The sequence below is a fragment of the Halonatronomonas betaini genome, from assembly GCF_015666175.1.
GTDB lineage: Bacteria > Bacillota > Halanaerobiia > Halanaerobiales > Halarsenatibacteraceae > Halonatronomonas > Halonatronomonas betaini.
Window position 1 is genome coordinate 31,532 of sequence record NZ_JADPIE010000008.1, and the last position, 21,428, is coordinate 52,959.

Consider the following 21,428-nt stretch of genomic DNA (forward strand, 5'->3'; position numbering starts at 1 on the left):
GGAGAGGAATAATATGAGAATAGGTTTTATATTTACTCAAACTTTTTGGGGAGTATTATTAATTCTTTTTGGTATTTCAGCAATTCTAAGATCTTTTAATATTAATATTCCCTTTTTTAGAATCTTTATTGCTTTATTATTTATTTACCTTGGAGTCAGTTTAATGATTGGAGGGCCAAGGTTTCACCATAGCTTTCGAGATGGTTCGACTGCTATTTTTAGTAATATAAAAATAACAGAACAGGATATTACAGATAATGAATTTAGCATAATTTTTGGTAGTGGAGAGTTAGACTTAACAGGTATAGAAACTGATCAAATCAGGAATTTAGAAGTAAATGTTATATTTGGTTCAGGGACAGTAATACTTGATAGGAATCAGCTTGCTGAAATAAAGGTGAGTTCAGCTTTTGGAAGTGCTAGAATGCCTGATGGAAACAATATATCTTTTGGAGAATATACCTATCGAACTCCAGGACTGGAAACAGATACTAATCCAAATATAATGATTGATGGAAGTGTTGTCTTTGGAGAATTTACGGTTGTGGAAAGATGACAGTTATAGGGTTAAAGCTTGATCTTTATTTACCTGGAGTTACCTCTTTAAAAGAAAAAAGAAGACTCATAAAAAGTCTTCTGGACAAAATAGATAATAAATATAATGTGGCCATAGCTGAAATAGATAGTCAGGATTTATGGCAGCGCTCTATGATTGGTATTGTCTCTGTAAGCAATTCTAGAAAACCAATTGAGAGGACATTTACATCACTTATTGAACTGGTAGATCAAAAATCTGGAATTGAATTAATGAAAACTGAAAGAATTTATTATTAACTATTTATTCATTTTGTTCAGAACATTCATTGCTTTTTTGCATTAATCTACAGGATAATTTGCAGAGGCCATCATTCATATTCTGTTCTACAAGAATTATATCATCAGGTACGGAGATTGGTGTTTCAGTAAAGTCCCATATTCCTTTGATGCCTGAATTTATCAATAGGTTTGCAGCTTTTTGAGCTTCATCTGAGGGGACAGCTAGAGCAGCTACTTCAACTTGATTTTGTTTAATAAACCCTGGAGCAAACTCTATATCCATCACCTGTAAACCATTAAATTCAAGACCAATTATTGCTGGATCTTTATCAAAGAGACCGATTAATTCGTAGCCTCTTTCTTTATAGCTTTTATTATTTGCCAGGGCTCTACCTAGAAAGCCGGCTCCGATTATAATCATTTTCTTATTTGAAGAAAATCCTAATATTTTTGAAATAGTTTCATAAAGGCAATTTATATCATAACCATAGCTTTTTTTGCCAAAGCTGCCAAAGTGACTTAAGTCTCTCCTTATAAGAGAGCTTGAATAACCCATGATTTTAGATAATTTTTCTGAAGATATATATTCAGTATCATCAGACAGTAATTTTTTCAGTTGTACGTAATAATGGGGTAATCTTTGAATAATCTTATCTGGTATATCTTTAGTATCAGGCATAAAAAGTTATCCCCCTTTTTTAAGTAGAGTAATTAAGTAATTATTGTTCTAATTATCACAATTTGTTGAAAAATTTTTTCTTCACGTTAATATTATAACTTATTATTTTATTATAATCAAGTTTAATATTGTATGAAGTTTTTGATAATTATTTTAAAGGAGGGTCTTTAATGACCAGATTATCGGCTGAAGAGTTAAGATGTTTATGTCTATCAGAAGAGTTGGACTTTAAAACAACTGACGATTTGGATAAGTATGAAGAAGATATAATTGGGCAGAGAAGAGCAGTTGAGGCTGTTGACTTTGGTTGTACAATTGATCGTGAAGGCTATAATATATTTATGGCTGGAATTCCTGGAACTGGTAAGAAAACCTATGCAAGAAAAATTGCAAACAAAAAAGCAGATAAACTTGAAACACCTGATGATTTAATCTATATATTTAATTTTTCTAATTCAGAAAATCCTAAAGCCCTCACTATTCCTGCTGGTAGAGGAAAACATCTTAGAGATGAGATGGAGAGAATGGTGGAAGAGCTAAAAGAAGAAATTCCTAATCAGTTTGAAGGGGAAGAGTTTGAAGAAAAAAGAAATGAGATTATGGCTGAATATCAGCGTAAGTCGAATAAAATGATGGAAGATTTTGATCAGGAGATCCGTGAAGAAGGATTTATGTTACAGAATACTAAGCAGGGTCCTGTTCCTGTGCCTTTAGATGAAAATGGAGAACCACTTGAACAGGATGATTATCAGAAATATGATGAAGAAAAGAGACAGGAAATTCGCAATAAAAGTCAGGATATTAAGAAGCGTCTTGAAAAATTATTACGGAAGATTCGTGAAATGAAAGAAGAAGCCCAGGAAGAGATGGATGATTTAAAATCAAAGATGGGCCTTGCTGTAGTTCAGCCTATTATAGATCAGCTAAAGCATCGGTTTTCAGATTGTGGTGAGGAAATTATAGAATATTTCAATGATGTTCAGGAAGATATTCTGGAAAATTTAGATCAATTTATTGATGATCAAAAAGAAAATCAATTACCTTTTCCAGTTCAATTTCAGGGTGATGATAATTTTTTAACTAGATACAAAGTTAATCTATTAGTAGATAATTCAAAGACTGAAGGTGGACCTGTAATTCATGAAACTAATCCGACCTATTATAATTTATTTGGTAAAATAGAAGGTAAAAGCCAGATGGGTACTATAACTACTGATTTTACAATGATTAAAGCAGGTGCAATTCATAAGGCTAATGGAGGTTATTTGGTACTACAGGCAAGAGATGTTCTTACTAATCCTTTTTCCTGGGAAACTTTAAAAAGGGCATTAATTAATCAGGAGTTAAAAGTAGAAAATATTGGTGAGCAATATAGAACTTTCCCTATAAGTTCTTTAAAACCAGAGGCATTTGATATTGATGTTAAAGTGATATTAATTGGCAATCCCTATATTTATAGATTGCTTTATCATTATGATGAAGAATTTAAAAAACTGTTTAAAATAAAGGCTCATTTTGATGTTGAAATGGAAAGAAATCATGAAAACATGACCAAATTTGCCAGGTTTATAGCTTCAGTTAGTGATAGGGAAGGCTTAAAACATTTTACTGCTGATGCAGTTTCTAAAATAATAGAATATAGTAGTAGATTAACTGGAGATACTAAAAAGATGTCTACCAGGTTTAATAAAATCATGGAGCTTCTTTATGAATCCAATACCTGGGCAGAGTTAGAAGAAAATGAATTTGTTGAAGCAGATAATATATTAAGGGCAATTGATAAAAAAGAAGACAGATCCAATCTCACAGAGGAAAAAATTCAAGAGATGATCGAAAGAGATCATCTAATGATAGATGTTACTGGTGAAGAGACAGGTCAGATAAATGGATTATCAGTATATCAAAATGGAGAGTATTCATTTGGCAGACCGAGCAGGATTACCTGTCAGACATATTTAGGCCAGGAGGGTGTAGTAAATATTGAACGTGAAGCTAAAATGAGCGGCAAGATCCATGATAAAGGGGTATTAATTCTTTCTGGATATCTTGGTGGGAAGTATGCCCAGGAAAAGCCACTATCATTATCAGCTTCAATAGCTTTTGAACAGTCATATTCTGGTGTTGACGGAGATAGTGCTTCCTGTGCTGAGCTTTTAACTATTATTTCATCAGTTACTGGACTTCCTTTAAGGCAGGACCTAGCCATCACAGGCTCAATGAACCAGCGTGGAAAGGTTCAGCCAATTGGAGGAGTTAATTATAAAATAGAGGGCTTTTATCAGGTCTGTGAATCCAGAGATTTAACTGGAGAGCAAGGCGTTGTAATTCCAGAACAGAATAAAGAGAACTTAATGTTGAAAGATAAAATTGTTGATAGTGTTGAATCTGGTGAGTTTAATGTTTATACAATTACTGAAATAGATGAAGCTATCGAACTGTTTTTTGACAGACCTGCAGAAGAAGTTCATGAGGCAGTTATAGAAGCATTAGATGAGATGGCAGAAAATCTTAAAGAAATGAAACCTGGTGCTCAGAAAAAAGAAGATGAAGATATTGAAGAAGATAAAGAGGAACCTCGTCATTAATCGAGATTAATTGAGTAATTAGCAGCTAATCAATTCTAATATAAAATTAGCGTATATTTTTAGATTTTTAAATCTCTGACCATGCTTGACCATTAGTTATAATTTCAATATAATAGTAATTGAAATAAAGATCAGTGATGGTCAAAAATAATAAAAATTATATCTGGAGGTGGTTTTGAATGTTTGATTTAGTACCTTTTAGAAGAAGAAACCGTCAGATGCAGGGTCAGGATCCAATGGAAAGCTTAATTAATAGTTTCTTTGATGATAGCTTTACAAGTATGACTGCAAACTTTAAAACAGATATTATTGAACAGGAAGATAAATATGTAATTGAAGCTGAATTGCCAGGAATGCATAAAGATGATATTGAACTAGAAATTGATAATGATCGTTTAACAATTTCAGCAAATCAGACTCATGAAGTAAAAGAAGAAGAGGAAAACTATATTCGCCGTGAAAGAAGAACTGGATCATTCCAGCGTTCATTTTATATTGACAACGTTCAGGAAGATGATATAAAAGCCAGTTATGATAATGGCATCTTAAAAATTTATCTTCCTAAAAAAGAGCCAACAAAGCCAAAGCGGAGAGAAATTGAAATTGAATAAATATAAGGAAATAATAAGCCGGCCAATTATATGGCCGGCTTATTATCGTTATTTTGATAAGAATATATTATAAAAAATATAATCAAATTTAATCGCAAAAGTACTTGACATCACAATATTACTCAGGTATACTTAAAATAGAAATAAATTGTGAAAATATTCGTTTTAAAATTAAATAGTTTCAATATGGTTGAAAGAAGTGGGAGAGAGCTTTTTCAAGCCACCGAAGGGGTAAATTTATAATCTGACCAGGTTATAGATGAAACTCTCAGGTAAAAGGACTACTTCTGGACATATCTCTGGAGAAGCAATATTGTACCGAAGGAGCACCCTGTAATGAAATGCAGGTAATCTCTCAGGTTTAAAGACAGAGCGGTAATGGTTAATTCTCATTACTGTTCTGTCTTTTTCGTTTATTATCAGTTTAAAGTGATATTTAGAAATGGGGTTATAGGGATGGCTCAGAACAATGAAAAAGTTTTAATAATAATAACAAATAATCCTTTGGTTAAATCAGAGAGTATTTTAACAGAACATACAACATTGTTTTTCTCTGATCTCAATAAAGTCTTAACTAAAGCCAGGGATTTAATCCATCAGGGCTATAAGTTGATTACTCATCCTCTAGCTGGCAGTGTAAAACCATGGGCCAATCCATACAGAACAATAGTTCTGGAAGAAGGAAATCAATTAAATATGAGATCTCTGGAGATAATGGAAGGATCTTTGCAGAAATATAAGCAATTTGAAAATGACCTTGAAAAAGACTTCTCTGAAAAAACAAATGAAGCTGTCAGGCAAGATTACCAACTTATTGACTATGATCTTATTAAGGAGCTGATTTAAAATGTCAGAAGTATATGATTTACTTATTATTGGAGGAGGTCCAGCAGGATTATCAAGTGCTATTTATGGATCCCGCTCCAAACTGAAAACACTGGTTTTAGAATCTAAAAGTAAAATGGGCGGTCAGGTAGCAGACTATCATGAGATGGAAAACTATCCAGGAGTCGTTGATACCACTGCTCCGGAGTTAGTTGAAAGCTTTGAAGAACATGCCAGGAAATTTGGTACTGAATTTGCCAAAGGTGAAGTCAAAGAACTTGAGTTAGATGGGTTTATCAAGACCGTTAAGACAAAAAAGGGTGAAGAGTACAAAGCTAAAAGTATTGTTTTAGCAACAGGAGCAGAGCCAAGAAAGCTAGGCTGTGAAGGAGAGGCTGAATTTAAAGGTAAAGGAGTCTCTTATTGTGCAACCTGTGATGCCGACTTTTTCCATGATCTTCATGTTGTTGTTGTCGGTAATGGTAACTCAGCAATAGAGGAAGCGATTTACCTGACAAAGTTTGCTGCTAAAGTTACAATTATTGTTATCCATGAAGAGGGCAAAATGGATGCAGAAAAACTCTTCCAGGAAAGAGCCTATGCCAATGACAAGATTGAATTTGTCTGGAACTCGACTTTACAGGAAGTTAAAGGTGAGGGTATTGTAGAGACAGCAGTTCTTAAAAATGTCAAGACAGGCGAGACAACTGAGATGGACTGTGATGGTATCTTTATCTTCATCGGTCGGGTGCCAAGTACTGACTTTTTAGAAGATACAGATGTTGAGCTGACAGAAGGTGGCTATATTAAGGCAGATGAAGATATGAAGACAACAGTACCTGGTGTTTATGCAGCAGGAGATGTTAGAGACAAGGTTGTCCGACAGGTTGTAACAGCAGCAGGAGATGGAGCAACAGCAGCAGTTATGGCCCAGAGTTATTTAGAAGCTGAAGAACACTGGAGAGACAATGTCTTAAAGACAGATAAGCAGGTAGTTGTAGCTTTCTGGAATCCAACCCAGGATGAGAGTTTAAATACCCTGCAGGATATTGAAGAGTTAGGTGTTGAAGCTGATGAAACCAAGAAGCTTGTCAAGATAGATACCTATAGAAATAGATTGATAACTAAGCGTTATAATATTACAAAGGTGCCGACAGTATTGATAATAGAGTCTGGTGAAGAGGTCGAGAGAGTAGAGAATCCGACTGAGGAGGAACTAGCTAGACTTTTAAAATAAACTTATTATAACCAGGGAGGTGAAAGAAATGCTAGAGCTTAATAAAGAAAATTTTGATAGTGAAGTTTTAGAGAGTGATGGTATAGTTGTTGTAGATTTCTGGAGTGAGAGCTGTGACCCATGTAAGGAATTAATGCCTGAGGTAGAAAAGCTGGCTGAAGAGTATGGCGATAAAGCCAAGTTTGCCAAGTTAAATATTAAAGGCAACCGTCGTTTAGCCATGAAGCAGCAGGTAATGGGTCTTCCATCAATAGTCTTTTATGTTGATGGAGAGAAGACAGAGCATTTAAGCGGTGATGATTTAGAGCCAGCTGATATTGAAGCAACTCTAAATGAGTTATTAGGATAATTGTCAAAATTTGAAGGGAGGTGACTTTATGCAACTGGAATTAGGAAAAATTCATATTAAAGATGTTGAGTTTGGTGAAGAAAATAAAGTTGAAAATGGCCTTTTAACAATTGATAAAGAGGCACTGTTGCATAAAATAAAAGATGATCATCGGATCGAAAGCATTGATCTGGAAATAGTCAGACCTGGTGATAATGTTAGGATTATGCCAGTTAAAGATGTTATCGAGCCAAGGTGTAAAATTGAAGGTGGCGATGTATTTCCAGGATTTGTTGGGTCTGAGGATCTTGTAGGTTCAGGAAAGACTATTGCTTTATCAGGGGTTTCTGTAGTCACAACTGGAGAGGTAGTAGGCTTCCAGGAAGGTATTATTGATATGTCAGGTCCTGGAGCAGATTATACACCATTTTCAAAACTTATAAATATTGTGATTACATGTGAAGTAAAAGATGATATTAAATCTCATATCCATGAAGAAGTTCTCCGTTTAATTGGTTTAACAGCAGCTAAATATATCGGAGAAGCAGGCAAGACCTGTGATCCAGATGAAGTCAAAACCTATACCCACAGTCCATTGCTAGAAGCCTGTGAATTAGGTGGGGATCTTCCAAAAGTCGGGTATGTCTATATGTTACAGACTCAGGGGCTGCTCCATGATACCTATGTATACGGAGTAGACGCCAAAGAAATATTACCGACTATTATTTCGCCGACTGAAGTTATGGATGGAGCAATTGTTAGTGGTAATTGTGTATCAGCCTGTGATAAGAATGCAACTTACTTCCATCAAAATAACCCGATAATTGAAGAACTTTTTGCTAGAGATGGTAAAGATCTTAACTTTGTAGCCACAATTATTACTAATGAAAATGTAACCCTGGCTGATAAGGAAAGGTCATCAAGTTATACAGCCCGTCTGGCAGAAAAGATCGGTTTAGATGCAGCAATTGTATCCCAGGAAGGTTTTGGAAATCCTGATGCCGACCTGATTATGAACTGCAAGAAGCTTGAGGATAAAGGGATTAAAACTGTTCTAACTACCGATGAATATGCCGGTAGAGATGGAGCCTCTCAATCCCTGGCAGATTCAACACCAGAGGCAGATGCTGTTGTAACAGCTGGAAATGCTAATGAGGTTATTGAACTGCCGCCAATGGAAAGAGTTATCGGCCATGAAAGATTTGCTAATAAAATTGCCGGTGGCTTCGAAGGAAGTCTGGCTGAAGATGGCAGTATAACTGTTGAAATTCAGGCTATTACAGGATCAACAAATGAATTAGGTTTTAACAAATTAACAGCAAGAGGATATTAAATTAAGATAAAAATATTACGGAGGTGCTAAACTCATGTTAGAGAATAAAAAAGTAGCAATTCTCGGAGACCGGGACGGAGTACCTGGACCGGCTATCGAAGAATGCATAAAGACTACTGAAGCAGAAGTAGTCTTTACAACAACAGAGTGTTTTGTCTGAACAAGCGCAGGAGCCATGGACCTGGAAAACCAGCAAAGAATTAAGGATTTAGCCGATGAGCACGGTGCAGAAAATCTAGTAGTTATCTTAGGTGGAGCCGAAGCAGAAGCTTCCGGACTTGCCTGTGAAACTGTTAGTAACGGCGATCCAACCTTTGCAGGTCCACTGGCAGGAGTCCAGTTAGGACTCGCAGCTTATCATATTATGGAACCTGAAATCAAGAATGAAGTCGATGAAGATGTCTATGAAGAGCAGATCAGCATGATGGAAATGGTTCTTGAAGTAGACGAGATTATCGAAGAAGTTAAAGAATATAGAGAAAAATTCAGTAAATTTGTATAAAAAACTAGGATATTTAAGAAAGGGGGGTGCAGCTTGAAAAAGCTAAAAGTAGTCCACTATTTAAATCAGTTCTTTGGACAGATCGGTGGTGAGGAGAAAGCCGATATTGCACCGCGATTAGAAGAAGGTCCAATTGGACCAGGTAATGCAATCAATGGCGGTATCAGCGATCACGGTGAAATCACCCATACCATTATCTGTGGAGATAGTTATTTCAATGAAAATAAAGATGATGCTTCAACTCAGATAGAAGATTATTTAAAAGAAATCAATCCTGATTTATTAATTGCAGGTCCAGCCTTTAATGCTGGCCGTTATGGAATGGCTTGCGGATCAGTTGCAGAAATTGCTGCTGGCCTTGAAATTCCAGTTATATCAGGAATGTATCCTGAGAACCCTGGCTATGAGATGTTCCGTCAGTATGGATACTTTGTTGAAACAAGCAATTCAGCAGCTGGCATGAGAAAAGCAGTTCCAGCAATGATAGATCTTATCAAGAAATATGTTGAGACAGAAGGTGATCTCGGTAGCCCGGAGGAAGCAGGGTATATGCCCCGGGGTATTAGAAAGAACGTCTTTGTTGAAGAGAGAGGCGCTAAAAGAGCAGTTGATATGCTTATTAAAAAGATCAATGATCAGGATTTTGAAACAGAATATCCAATGCCATCATTTGATCGGGTAAGCCCGGCTGCCCCATTAAGAAATATGAAAGATGCCAGAATTGCTCTGGTAACTTCTGGAGGAATTGTACCTAAAGGTAATCCAGATCATATTGAGTCCTCAAGTGCATCTAAATTTGGCCGTTATAAGCTCTCTGAATTAGAAGACTTAACTTCCCAGAGCCATGAGACAGCTCATGGAGGCTATGATCCGGTTTTTGCTAATGAAGATGCAGATTGTGTTCTTCCTGTTGATGTTTTAAGGGATATGGAAGATGAAGGCCGGATTGGCGAACTCTTTGATTATTATTACTCAACAGTCGGTAATGGTACATCTGTAGCCAATGCTGTGGCCTATGCTAAAGAGATAGCCCAGGATTTAAAGGATAATGATGTTCAGGCAGTTATCCTGACATCTACCTGAGGTACCTGTACTCGTTGCGGTGCAACGATGGTTAAAGAGATTGAAAGAGAAGGTATCCCGGTAGTTCATATCGCTACAGTAGTTCCAATTTCAAAGACTGTAGGTGCCAATAGAATCGTACCTGCAATTGCCATCCCTCATCCACTCGGTAATCCAAAACTGGATGAAGATGAAGAGAAAAATGTTCGGAGAGAGATAGTTGAAAGAGCTCTTAGAGCCTTAACAACTGAAATTAAAGAACAGACTGTCTTTGAAGAGTTAGATTAAGCTTAAATTAGCGGTGGGCTCACTGTCCACCGCTATTATTATAAAATTTTTAGTTTTATTTTGCCAAAAGGCAGGGGGTAGATCCCCTTTAAAATTACAAGGAGGTATCATAAGATGCAGGAAGCAGTAATAAAAGGATCAAGTTATATATTAGCTCATACACCAAACACATTGAAGGTAGGCGGGACAACTCAGACCCAGGCCAGAAATAAAGATAGCGAGAGCGAATATCTAAAGAATTTAGATAACTATTTAAGAGATTTTTCCGAAGCAGTAAGATATGCCCCAAACCAGTGCTATATCGGTAATATTTTACCGGATGAACTAAAGGAGATTGCAAGACCCTGGTATGCAGAGGATAATCTTTTAGAAGAAAAACGTTTCGGCAAAAGAGGCGAGATTATGCCAGAAGATGAGTTCTATGGTTTAGTCCAGTTTGTCGATGTCTTTGATTTAGTGAAATTAGAAGAAGAGTTCGTTAAAGAGATAGAACCAAAATTAAACGACCATCCCCTTTTAGGAAAACTTGATTTAGAACTAAAAGGTACACCGAAAGAAAAGATAGAAGAGCTCCATAACGGCAGCCGGACAGAACCTCTCTATCTAGGCGATAGATTAGTCGGAGTCGTTAAAGGTGCCCATGAGAGCGATGAGAATCTAAGTGCCCATGTTATCATGGAAAACCTAATGAGTAAAGCAAGTGGAGTCCTGGCCTTACTGCATTTAGGTCAGAGAGAAGAAGTTAACCTAGAAGATATAGAATATGTTATCGAATGTTCAGAAGAAGCCTGTGGAGATATGAACCAGCGTGGCGGCGGCAACTTTGCCAAAGCGATAGCAGAAAAAGCAGGCTGTGTAAATGCCACAGGTAGCGATACCAGAGGTTTCTGTGCAGGTCCAGCCCATTCACTAATTAACGGTGCAGCTCTAGTTAAAGCAGGAGTCTATGAGCAGGTTGCAGTTGTAGCCGGTGGAGCAGTAGCTAAATTAGGCATGAACGGTAAAGATAATGTTAAAAAAGAAACACCTGTACTTGAGGATACCCTTGGCGGCTTTGCAGTTCTAATTACAGCCGATGATGGCGTAAGCCCAATCCTGAGAACCGATGCCCTGGGTAAACATACTGTCGGTAAGGGCTCATCACCACAGGCAGTAATCTCAGCATTAGTTACCGATGGCCTGGATAAAGCAGGGCTAAAGATGTCTGAGGTCGATAAATACTCAGTCGAGATGCAAAACCCTGAGATGACCGAACCGGCTGGAGCAGGTAATGTGCCTGAAGCCAATTACAAGATGATAGCAGCTCTAGGTGTCAAAAGGGGCGATCTTGAAAGAAAAGAGCTAATGAATTTTGTTAAAGAACACGGCATGCCAGGCTTTGCACCAACCCAGGGCCATATTCCATCAGGAGTACCCTTTATCGGGCCGGCAGCAGAGATGATGGCAGCTGATAAATTAAATAGAGCAATGATTATCGGTAAAGGCAGTCTCTTTTTAGCCAGAATGACCAATCAGTTTGACGGAGTTTCATTCCTCATGGAGAAAAATACCGGTGCAGGCTCAAAAGAAGAGACAGCTGATAGAGAAGAGATTAAATCAATGATAGCTCAAGCCATGCGCGGTATGGCAGAGAGCTTAATAGAAGACGATAAAGAGTAAGGAGGTGGCTTAAAATGGAAGCTAAAAGAGAAGTAGCAGCAGTCTTTAACGAGATAGCAGATGCAATTGAGAGCGGCCAGTTTGGCAGCAAACAAAAAATAGCCCTGACAACCCCAGGGAGTGAACACGGCAGCAAGGAACTTCTTAACGGTGTTAGAAAACTTATCAGAAAGAGATCAGATATCGAGCCGGTCATAATCGGTGAAGAGGGTATTGAAAACTTCGAGCACCATTATGCCGACTGCCTGGATGATGCCCATCAGATAATGGAAGAGCTTTTTAATAAAGGCGAAATAGATGGAGCAGTAACCCTCCATTACAACTTCCCGATGGGAGTAGCAACAGTCGGTAGAGTGATCTCACCGGCCTCAGGTGATGAGATGATTATAGCCACCACCACAGGGACATCGGCAACTGATAGGGTCGAGGCCATGGTTAGAAATGCCATTGCCGGAATAGCCTCAGCTAAGGCTATCGGGATCGATAATCCTGAAGTAGGTGTCTTGAATGTTGAAGGGGCCAGAAAGGTAGAGCAGGCCTTAAATAAGCTAAAGGATAATGGGTATGAGTTTGAGTTTGCCACCTCAGCCAGAAGCGATGGCGGCTCAGTCATGCGGGGAAATGACCTATTATTAGGCAGCACAGATGTGATGGTCTGTGATACCCTGACTGGTAATATCTTAATGAAATTATTTTCAGCCAGCCAGTCAGGTGGTAATATAGAAGTCTCAGGCTACGGCTATGGTCCAGGGCTAGGCCCTGACCAGGATAATATTATCGGAATAGTCTCTAGAGCCTCTGGAGCCCCGGTAGTTGCAGGAGCCATGGAATATATGGCAGATGGAGCTAGAAACGACCTGACAGCTATCTACAACAGAGAGCTTAAATCAGCCGAGAAGGCCGGTTTAAAGGATATTATCGAAGAGCTTAAGCCTAAGGCTAAAGAATCAACAGAAGCTGTTAAAGCCCCGGATAAGAAGCAGACAGGGGCAGAGATAGCAGGAATAGATGTCCTTGATATCGAGACAGCCAAAGAGACCCTCTGGGCAGAGGATATCTATGCCGAGACAGGTATGGGCTGTACCGGGCCAGTGATAATGATCAATGAAGCAGATAAAGCCGAGGCCAGAGAAATATTAAAGAAAGCAGGTTTTATCGGTTAAAAGATGATTAAAGCATAATATACATTTTAGATGAATAATATACCCTGCTGGCAGGAAAAATCCCGGCAGGGTTTCATATATTTTTAAGGGACCTGCCGGTTACCCGACGGTTACCAAGTAGTATCTCTTAACATATTTCACAAAGACAATAATCGACTCTTATTTAATAATTTTGAGTATAATCATACATATAACTAAAATTAAATAAGTCTTATTAATTAGCAGGAGTTAATCTAAAAATCGAGAATAGTATAAGCAGTGAAAGGAGAATCAGCTATGAATAAAAATCAGTTATTGCGTCAATTACCATCAGTAAATGATATTATAAAGCATGAAAAAGCAGATCAATTGACAGAAGAATATAACCGGGATCTCCTTATCCAGGGTATCCGTGATGAATTAGAATATCAGCGCCGAAAAATATTAAAATTGCTTGACAAAGAAAGATTTGAAGAGGCTGAAGCAATAGTCGACTCATTAACTTTAGAAAAAATCCTTGATAATATAGCCAGTAATTTAGAAAAAGAATTTAGACCTCAACTGGCACCAGTTGTAAATGGGACTGGAGTAATTGTCCACACTAATCTGGGTCGATCACTCCTGTCAAAGGAAGCTAAAGAGATGGTCGAAATGGTTGCCAGCCATTATAATACATTAGAGATCGATAGAAATACCGGTGAGAGAGGTTCCCGCTATGATAATGTTGAAGAGCTAATCTGTCGCCTGACTGGAGCTGAAGCAGCCTTTGTTGTCAATAATAATGCTGCAGCAGTCCTCCTTGCAATTTCAACCTTCGCTTCAGGCAAAGAGATTATCATCTCCAGAGGAGAATTAATTGAAATCGGCGGCTCTTTTAGAATTCCAGCAGTTATGGAACAGGGAGGAGCCGATTTAGTTGAAGTCGGTACAACTAACAAAGTATATATTGAAGATTATGCCAGAGAAATCAATGAAAATACCGGGATGTTATTAAAAGTCCATACCAGTAATTATAAAGTCGTAGGTTTTACAGAAGAAGTAGGCCTGGATCAATTAGTCCAGCTCGGTCATAAATATGATATCCCTGTCCTTGATGACCTGGGCAGCGGTGTCTTTTTAGATATGACAGAATTTGGACTTGAAAGAGAGCCGACTGTGGCTGAAAGAGTTGAAGCCGGTGGCGATATTGTAACATTCAGTGGTGATAAGATTTTAGGTGGACCTCAGGCTGGAATCATTGTTGGCCGCAAAGATCTTATTGAGAAGATGAAAAAGCACCCACTGACCAGAGCTGTTAGAGTCGATAAATATACACTGGCCGCCCTGGAAGGCACCCTTAAAGCTTATCTCAGACCAGAAACAGTTATTGATAAGATACCAACTTTAAATATGTTAAGCCTGGATCGTGATGATTTAAGGGAGCCAGCAAAAGAGTTACAGGCTTCATTAAAAGATGTTTTGCCTGATAATATAAAATGTCAGATTGAAGAAGATATTTCCAGAGTTGGTGGTGGAGCCTATCCATTATCTGAGCTACCAACTTTAACGGTAACAATTGATTGGCCAGGGGTTGGAGCTTCAAAAATTGCATCAGCTCTTAGGTCTCATTATCCTCCAATTTTCACCAGAATAAAAGACGAAAAACTAGTTATTGATCTGAGGACCTTACAGGAAGGTGATCAGGAAATAATCATAGATGCCTTTAAAGAGCTGGAGGTCGAATAATATGAGACAGAAAAATATTATTGTCGGTACAGCCGGCCATATCGATCACGGCAAGACCACATTAATCGGTGCCTTAACCGGGGCTGATACTGATCGATTAAAAGAAGAGAAAGAACGGGGTATTTCAATCGATCTCGGTTTTACCGGCTTTGATCTCTCAGATGAGATCCATGCCGGGATAATTGATGTGCCTGGTCATGAAAAGTTTATTAAAAATATGCTGGCAGGGGCAGCCGGGGTAGATCTTGCACTCCTCGTTATTGCAGCAGATGAGGGGATAATGCCCCAGACTAGAGAGCATCTGGCAATCCTGGAACTGCTCCAGGTTAAATATGGAGTTGTTGCAATCACCAAGGCCGATAAAGTAGAGCCAGACTGGCTGGAACTGGTAGTTGAAGATTCTAAAGATCAGCTTAGCGATAGCTTTTTAAAGGATGCTCCCTTTATTCCAGTCTCAGCAATAGATGGCACCGGACTTGATAAATTAAAAAAAGCTTTATTAAAAGAGGCTTCAAAGATTCCTGGCAAGGATGAATCAAGCAATGTCTATCTGCCGATCGATCGGGTCTTTACAATGTCAGGCTTTGGCACAGTTATTACCGGAACACTGGTTAGCGGAACCCTGGAAACAGGCAGCCAGATGTTAATCTATCCAGATAAGAATGAGGCCAGAATCAGGAGTATTCAGGTTCATAACGAGAAAGTTGAAGCGGCCTATCCTGGCGAGAGAACCGGGGTTAATCTGGCAGGAATAGATAAAGAAGATATCGAGCGTGGAGATGTTCTGGCCACACCAGGCAGTCTAATAGCAACCTCCAGATTAGATGGTCGGGTTAAGCTTTTGCCATCATCTCCAATGGTTTTAGAAAATGATACCAGAATCCGATTCCATATAGGAGCCAGAGAGGTTTTGGGCAGGGCTTATCTTATAGATAAAGATGAGATTCTGCCTGGAGAATCAGGACTGGTCCAGTTCCGCCTGGAAGAGACTATAGTCTCCAGATTTAAAGAAAACTTTGTAATCAGGCGATATTCACCGATGACAACAATTGGCGGCGGCAAAGTCCTGGAGAACTCATCGCCAAGACGGAAGCGCCATGATTCTGCCGCTATTGAAGAACTTAAAATAAAAGAGAGTGGTACACCAGCAGAAAGGCTAGAGCTTACCCTGAGGCTGGCAGGAAAGCCATTAAGAATTGATGATCTGATTGAGCGAACAGGCCTTTCAGAATCAGAAATAAATAATCATCTAGAAAATTTACTAGAGTCCGGTCAGGTTTATGAGCTTTCCAGATATCAAAAGCCCAGTTATCTGGCAGCAGAGCCGAAAAATCAGGCTCAAAACGAGATGATAGAAATAACTAAAAATTATCATCAGAAGCAGCCCTTACGGCCAGGGATCAGCAGAGCTGAACTTAGATCAAGTCTGTCAGTTGAGCTTAATACTAATGAATTTAATCAACTGGCTGAGGAGCTGGCAGAAGCAGGAAAATTAGTGCTTTCCCAGAAGTATATTAAAGAGGCCGGTTTTGAAGTTGAATTTACCGGCAGGGCAGCTGAAATAAAATCTGGAGCTCTTGAGTTTTTTGCAAAAAATAAATTTAATCCACCAGAAATAAGTGATTTAGCAGAAGCTCTAGATGAAGATAATCAAAAATTAATCAGAGAGGTTATTGGAGCTTTAGAGGAAGAGGGTAAATTGGTCCGCCTGACTGAAGATCTCTATTTTACTGAGGAAGCGATTGCTGAAGCAGAAGAAAAATTAAAAGAATTCTTTTTGCAAAATGATAGCCTTGAACTAAGCCAGTTTAGAGATATGATTGATAGTAGCAGGAAATATGCACTGCCTTTGCTGGAATATTTTGATGATGAGGGTTTAACCTATCGTGATGGTGATAAAAGATATCTAAAATAGCTTTGAAATCATATGAAATAGCTTTACAATCGTAGCTTAATATATTATAATATAAGAGGTTAGCGGGAATGGCTGGGTCCATGGTGGACTCCACGGACTTCAAATCCGCTGGCGGGCCGGGTAGCCGGTCTGTGGTGGGTTCGATTCCCACACATTCCCGCCAAAATATACTTTCTGAGATTATTCTATGAAATATAAAACCCTCTGGTATTATAATACCAGAGGGTTTTTTTATCGGTTATACTTTTTTAATTTAGATCTTTAAACTTTCAAGCTTTTCAATTCTATCTTCAGTTGTTGGGTGGGTGCTAAATAATTTACTCATACCCTCACCAGAGAGTGGATTAATGATAAACATATGGGAAGTGGCTTCATTGACTTCCATTGGATTACCTTTGGCCTGACGCTCCATCTTTCTTAGAGCACTGGCCAATCCATTAGGGTTACCGGTAATCCTGGCAGCAGTCTCATCTGCCTTATATTCTCTGGTTCTGGAGATTGCCATTCTGACAACTAAAGCTGCCAGTGGGGCAAAGATTATTGCTAGAATCTGTACAAGCATAGCAAGACCGCCACCTGAACGGTTTCTCCGGCCGCCAAAGATCATTCTGAAACGTCCCATTCTGGCCATAAATGCTAGAGCACCGGCCATTACAGCAGCGAGAGTACTAATTAAAGTGTCTCGATTTTTAATATGGGATAGCTCATGGGCAATAACGCCCTCAAGCTCGTCTTTATCCAGTAATCGGATAATCCCTTCAGTTAAAGCAACAGCTGAATTCTTAGGATTCCGACCTGTGGCAAAGGCATTAGGCTGACTGGAAGGTGTAACATAAACCTTCGGCATTGGTAGCCCGGCTTGATCGCTTAAATCCTTTATGATTTTATGAAGTTTTGGTGCCTCTTCTTCAGTTAGTGGACGGGATTTGGTCATCTTTATAGCCAATTTATCACTGAACCAGAAACTAAAGAAATTTAATATAAGTGCAAAACCGAAAGCCATAATCAGACCAGATTCGCCGCCTAAAATACCACCAAATACAACAAGTACAACAGTTAATATAGCCATTAATAGAAATGTCTTTAAATGATACATTAAATTTCACCCCTTTCTATCTCTATTTAATTAATTTTAACTTATTTTTAAAGATTCTGCAAGTCCCAAAGTTTCCTGTAAGCCCTTAATTATGAAGATTTTTTAAAGATTCTTTTAAATAAATAATATATAAGGAGTCGATTATGCATAAAGAAATTAAAAAAGTCAGTGACAATATTGGTAAGGTAATCTTTGGTAAGGAAGATGTTGTTGAGATGATGCTGGTTGCAATGCTGGCCCAGGGCCATATCCTCTTTGATGATGTGCCTGGTATCGGTAAGACCAGACTGGCCAATTCCCTGGCCTGTTCACTAGGTGTTAAATTTTCAAGAATTCAATTTACACCTGATCTCCAGCCTGCAGATGTAACAGGACTTTATTTTTATAATCAGAAAGAGAATGAATTTTCTTTCAGGTCAGGACCGATAGAGACCAATATTCTGCTGGCAGATGAGATCAATAGAGCTGTGCCCAGGACCCAGTCCAGTCTCCTTGAAGTTATGGAGGAGCGGCAGATTACAGTTGAGGGAAATACCAGAAAATTAGAGGAGCCATTTCTAGTGGTTGCAACTCAGAACCCGGTAGAACTGGAAGGAACTTTTCCACTGCCAGAGGCCCAGCTAGACCGTTTTTTATTTAAACTTCAGGTAGGATATCCATCCAGGGAAGTTGAGTTTGAGATTTTAGATAAATATCAGCAGGAAGACCCATTTTATAGTCTGGAACCGGTTATAGATAAAGAGACAATCATTGAGCTCCAGCAGCAGGTAAAAAAAGTTAAGATTTCTTCAGATATGAAAAATTATATAACAGAACTGGTCAGGGCAACCAGAGAGAAAGAAAATGTTGAATTAGGATTAAGTCCAAGAGCCTCTTTAGCTATTATGCGAGCAAGTATGGCCAGGGCTTTAATCTATGATCGGGACTATGTGATCCCCGATGATATTCAGGCAGTCTTTCCACCGGCGGCAGGCCATAGAATCCTGCTTAAAGAACAGGCCAATCTCAGGGGCCTTAAGCCAGAAAGGATCGTTAGAGAAGTTCTTAAGGAGATAGCTGTCCCAGTTGAGGGAGAGGAATAAGGTGAAGAACCGTCTTATTATCTGGATTATAATATTTCTCTCAATGACAGTCTATGGGATGAGGGTAGGCAGTACTGCTTTGATTTCAGGGGCTCTCCTGGCAGCAAGTTTAATCTTTATCGCCTATCAGTGGAATCATTTTTCCCTGGCAAAATTATCTATAGATATAGACTTTACAGATAAAAAGATCTTTGCCGGTGAAGAGACAGAATTTAATCTCTCTTTAACCAATGCCAAGATTTTACCAGTCTTCTGGCTGACTGTCCATTTTAATTTTCGGAAAGGTATGAATCTGATTGGTGGTGAGAAGACAGGCACACTATCAGGTAATAGGAATATTTTCTTTGATAAATTTAATTTGAGCCTTTATCAGAAATTAAACCGTCATTATCAGGTCATGCCTGAAGAAAGGGGAGCTTATTATCTTGGTAATGGAATGCTTGAAACAGAAGGTTTTATTGGACTTTTCAGTCAGAAAGAAAGTTTAAATAACTCACTGGAATTAGTGGTCTATCCTCAGATTTATCCAGTTGATGATCAGGTAATCACCAGACTATTTGCCAGAGGTGAAAAGATGACTGATGGCTGGATTATGGTTGACCCAATTAATCGGGCAGGTGTTAGAGATTATCAACCTTCTGATCAGCGCAAACAGATAAACTGGAAGGTTTCAGCCCGGCATCAACAGCTTAAATCTGATATCTATCATCCTTCAAAAGCTGGGGAGATTGAGATTATACTTGATATAAGATCAGCAGATAAAAGCTGGGAGGGGATAGATAAAGATCAACTGGAAATTGCATATTCTCTGGCCGGCTCACTGGCCAGGCAGTTTTTAAATAAAGGTATTGAAGTTGGTTTTCTTAGCAATGGCAAGCCTAAAATAGGTGAAGGCTCCAGAGTTGAACCTGGCAATCATCCTGGCCAGCTTGAGGAGATCTTAACTGCTCTTGCTTATCTTAAACCTCTCTTTCGGCGACCTATTGCAGAATATGCCCATAAATTGCAGCAGGGGGCAGATAAATTAATTATTACTACCTATCCTGAAGGCCTTGAATTAAATCGCTATTTTTCAAATAAAGGCCAGGGCAAGACCTGGCAGATTATTTTAGGTGAGCCTGACAGGACTAAAGAGTCCGGTAATCTGCAATTGCCTGGCTGGTCGGCAAGTCTGGCAGGAGGTGAAGGTGATCAAGAATTTAAATTTAAACCGCTATAAACTTTTAAATAGATTCTTTAATGCTGGCATCTGGTATTTAATTTTAAGAGTTCCAGCTGAAGTCTATGCCAGTGATATATTAAATTTCGGTTTTAATTTTCAGGTTGATATCTGGCTGATGGCCTTTCTGTTTCTGGCTGGTCTCTGGGCAGTAATCGCCAGGGAAAATTATTTTGACAGGAGTTTAATGATTGGTGCAGGCTATTTATTTTTAATAGCAGCTGGTTCAGCAATGGCATATTTTTTGAACTGGCCTCTGGAATTATTTATACCGCTGGCAATCCTCTTAGCAGTTGTTTCATTAAGGCAGGCTTTTTATGGAAATAGAGTCGAGTATAGCGATGATATTCCAAGGCTTATATTAATCTATCTCTTTTCAATCCTGATATCATATAATTTTCAGGGAGAGGTTTTGATCTGGCAGGTCTTTATCTTCTTTATCCTGCTGCTTGCTCAGGCTGTTACTATTAAAGTTGAAAAAAAGGAGCTAGGTAAAGGCCTTACTGCCAGTTATGGTCCCATGTTTATATTTTTTATAATTATGATCTTTGCAGCAATAGTCTTTGCAATCCCTTTTCAGCTGCCAATTTTGGAAGTAGTTAGGAATATTGCCGGTCAGGTTTATCAAATTATTCGTCCGGTTATTTATTATGTAACTCTAGGAATATTTTATCTTTTCTATCCTGTAATGTTGTTTATCCGCTGGATTTTTTCTAACTTTTCTCCAGAGGGTCAGGAGGGTGAGGCCCAATTTGGACCCAGGACACCTGAAGATCAGGCAGAACAATTTCGGGAAATTATTGAGACACCAGACTTACCAATTGCTGAAATAATAACAGTTATTATCCTGATAGGCATAGGGGTCTATCTAATTAAAAGGTTAACTAAAAGCGGAACAGCTACTGATAATTATCTTTCAGAAGAAAGAGAGAGTCTCTCTGCGCCAAAGATGTTTATCAATGATCTTGGAGAACTCTGGAATAAGATGAAGGCTGGTTTTAGCAGGGATAAAAAAATACAATATGATATGGATCAGCCCTGTCAGGCAGTCCGGTTTTATTATTATAAATTCAGTCAGCTGGCAGCAAAGGATCTCATTAAGGAGAAAAATCTATCTGCCAGAGATTATAAAGATGAATTAATCTATAATGCCGGCTGGCAGGAGGAAAAACTGGAATTAGATAATCTGATTTCGATTTATGAAAAAGCCAGGTATAAAGAAGAGGTTGAATCTGAAGAGGTTGAAATGGCGGCAAGTCTCTGGAGAGAGTTAAAGGAAAAAAGAGAAGCAAGAAGCAGGAATTAAATAAATAGTTAGAAGTGG

At 38.6% G+C, this 21,428-nt stretch carries 19 protein-coding genes, 1 tRNA gene and 2 riboswitches; of the genes, 18 read left to right on the forward strand and 2 right to left on the reverse strand.

The features are described from left to right. Nucleotides 1-13 precede the first annotated feature (13 nt). Nucleotides 14-556: a hypothetical protein gene (locus tag I0Q91_RS12580; protein ID WP_270454969.1), complete on the forward strand. Its 543-nt coding sequence runs from the start codon at nucleotides 14-16 to the stop codon at nucleotides 554-556. After that, complete coding sequence (locus I0Q91_RS12585; RefSeq protein WP_270454970.1) at nucleotides 553-834, forward strand: DUF503 domain-containing protein; 282 nt, start codon at nucleotides 553-555, stop codon at nucleotides 832-834. Before I0Q91_RS12580 ends, I0Q91_RS12585 begins: the two co-directional genes overlap by 4 nt. A 4-nt stretch (nucleotides 835-838) precedes the next feature. Here I0Q91_RS12585 and I0Q91_RS12590 read toward each other — a convergent pair whose 3' ends face one another. Next, nucleotides 839-1,495: a redox-sensing transcriptional repressor Rex gene (locus I0Q91_RS12590; RefSeq protein ID WP_270454971.1), complete on the reverse strand. Its 657-nt coding sequence runs from the start codon at nucleotides 1,493-1,495 to the stop codon at nucleotides 839-841. 170 nt (nucleotides 1,496-1,665) lie between these two features. On the opposite strand from I0Q91_RS12590, the gene I0Q91_RS12595 reads away from it, so the two are divergent. The 13 genes from I0Q91_RS12595 to I0Q91_RS12655 all read left to right on the forward strand — a co-directional run bounded on the left by I0Q91_RS12595 (nucleotide 1,666) and on the right by I0Q91_RS12655 (nucleotide 16,870). Continuing rightward, the gene (locus tag I0Q91_RS12595) at nucleotides 1,666-4,080 is read left to right on the forward strand and encodes a Lon protease family protein (protein ID WP_270454972.1); all 2,415 of its coding nucleotides are present in this window, start codon (nucleotides 1,666-1,668) and stop codon (nucleotides 4,078-4,080) included. A gap of 179 nt (nucleotides 4,081-4,259) precedes the next feature. After that, on the forward strand, nucleotides 4,260-4,691 hold the full coding sequence (locus tag I0Q91_RS12600; RefSeq protein ID WP_270454973.1) for an Hsp20/alpha crystallin family protein: 432 nt from the start codon (nucleotides 4,260-4,262) through the stop codon (nucleotides 4,689-4,691). Nucleotides 4,692-4,881: 190 nt separating this feature from the next. Continuing rightward, nucleotides 4,882-4,985, forward strand: a riboswitch (glycine riboswitch). Between the two features lie 3 nt (nucleotides 4,986-4,988). Further along, nucleotides 4,989-5,064, forward strand: a riboswitch (glycine riboswitch). An 83-nt stretch (nucleotides 5,065-5,147) separates the two neighbouring features. Further along, nucleotides 5,148-5,537 (forward strand): GrdX family protein, encoded by a 390-nt coding sequence (locus tag I0Q91_RS12605; RefSeq protein ID WP_270454974.1) that lies wholly within the window; start codon nucleotides 5,148-5,150, stop codon nucleotides 5,535-5,537. 1 nt (nucleotide 5,538) lies between these two features. After that, nucleotides 5,539-6,753 (forward strand): thioredoxin-disulfide reductase, encoded by a 1,215-nt coding sequence (gene trxB / locus I0Q91_RS12610; RefSeq protein ID WP_270454975.1) that lies wholly within the window; start codon nucleotides 5,539-5,541, stop codon nucleotides 6,751-6,753. Nucleotides 6,754-6,781: 28 nt separating this feature from the next. Further along, nucleotides 6,782-7,102, forward strand: coding sequence for a thioredoxin TrxA (gene trxA / locus I0Q91_RS12615; protein ID WP_270454976.1), 321 nt, complete (start codon nucleotides 6,782-6,784; stop codon nucleotides 7,100-7,102). A 28-nt stretch (nucleotides 7,103-7,130) separates the two neighbouring features. Further along, nucleotides 7,131-8,414 (forward strand): glycine/sarcosine/betaine reductase component B subunit, encoded by a 1,284-nt coding sequence (locus tag I0Q91_RS12620; protein WP_270454977.1) that lies wholly within the window; start codon nucleotides 7,131-7,133, stop codon nucleotides 8,412-8,414. Nucleotides 8,415-8,448: 34 nt separating this feature from the next. Beyond that, entirely contained in the window at nucleotides 8,449-8,916 is a 468-nt protein-coding gene (grdA, locus tag I0Q91_RS12625) for a glycine/sarcosine/betaine reductase complex selenoprotein A (RefSeq protein WP_270454978.1), read from the forward strand. A gap of 33 nt (nucleotides 8,917-8,949) precedes the next feature. Then, on the forward strand, nucleotides 8,950-10,266 hold the full coding sequence (gene grdB / locus I0Q91_RS12630; RefSeq protein ID WP_270454979.1) for a glycine reductase complex selenoprotein B: 1,317 nt from the start codon (nucleotides 8,950-8,952) through the stop codon (nucleotides 10,264-10,266). 114 nt (nucleotides 10,267-10,380) lie between these two features. After that, entirely contained in the window at nucleotides 10,381-11,925 is a 1,545-nt protein-coding gene (gene grdC, locus I0Q91_RS12635) for a glycine/sarcosine/betaine reductase complex component C subunit beta (protein ID WP_270454980.1), read from the forward strand. 14 nt (nucleotides 11,926-11,939) lie between these two features. Then, on the forward strand, nucleotides 11,940-13,088 hold the full coding sequence (grdD, locus tag I0Q91_RS12640; protein ID WP_270454981.1) for a glycine/sarcosine/betaine reductase complex component C subunit alpha: 1,149 nt from the start codon (nucleotides 11,940-11,942) through the stop codon (nucleotides 13,086-13,088). A 276-nt stretch (nucleotides 13,089-13,364) separates the two neighbouring features. After that, on the forward strand, nucleotides 13,365-14,792 hold the full coding sequence (gene selA / locus I0Q91_RS12645; RefSeq protein WP_270454982.1) for an L-seryl-tRNA(Sec) selenium transferase: 1,428 nt from the start codon (nucleotides 13,365-13,367) through the stop codon (nucleotides 14,790-14,792). Nucleotide 14,793: 1 nt separating this feature from the next. Then, on the forward strand, nucleotides 14,794-16,707 hold the full coding sequence (selB, locus tag I0Q91_RS12650; RefSeq protein ID WP_270454983.1) for a selenocysteine-specific translation elongation factor: 1,914 nt from the start codon (nucleotides 14,794-14,796) through the stop codon (nucleotides 16,705-16,707). A 64-nt stretch (nucleotides 16,708-16,771) separates the two neighbouring features. Then, nucleotides 16,772-16,870: transfer RNA gene (locus tag I0Q91_RS12655), tRNA-Sec, on the forward strand. Between the two features lie 90 nt (nucleotides 16,871-16,960). Here I0Q91_RS12655 and htpX read toward each other — a convergent pair. After that, on the reverse strand, nucleotides 16,961-17,803 hold the full coding sequence (gene htpX / locus I0Q91_RS12660) for a zinc metalloprotease HtpX (RefSeq protein WP_270454984.1): 843 nt from the start codon (nucleotides 17,801-17,803) through the stop codon (nucleotides 16,961-16,963). Between the two features lie 143 nt (nucleotides 17,804-17,946). Between htpX and I0Q91_RS12665 the strand changes: the two genes are divergently transcribed. Genes I0Q91_RS12665 through I0Q91_RS12675 form a run of 3 tightly spaced genes read left to right on the forward strand, consistent with a single transcriptional unit; the run spans nucleotide 17,947 to nucleotide 21,410 of the window. Beyond that, nucleotides 17,947-18,885: an AAA family ATPase gene (locus tag I0Q91_RS12665; protein ID WP_270454985.1), complete on the forward strand. Its 939-nt coding sequence runs from the start codon at nucleotides 17,947-17,949 to the stop codon at nucleotides 18,883-18,885. Nucleotide 18,886: 1 nt separating this feature from the next. Continuing rightward, nucleotides 18,887-20,104, forward strand: coding sequence for a DUF58 domain-containing protein (locus tag I0Q91_RS14465; protein WP_270454986.1), 1,218 nt, complete (start codon nucleotides 18,887-18,889; stop codon nucleotides 20,102-20,104). Continuing rightward, entirely contained in the window at nucleotides 20,073-21,410 is a 1,338-nt protein-coding gene (locus tag I0Q91_RS12675; RefSeq protein ID WP_270454987.1) for a hypothetical protein, read from the forward strand. Before I0Q91_RS14465 ends, I0Q91_RS12675 begins: the two co-directional genes overlap by 32 nt. The last annotated feature ends 18 nt before the right edge of the window (nucleotides 21,411-21,428 follow it).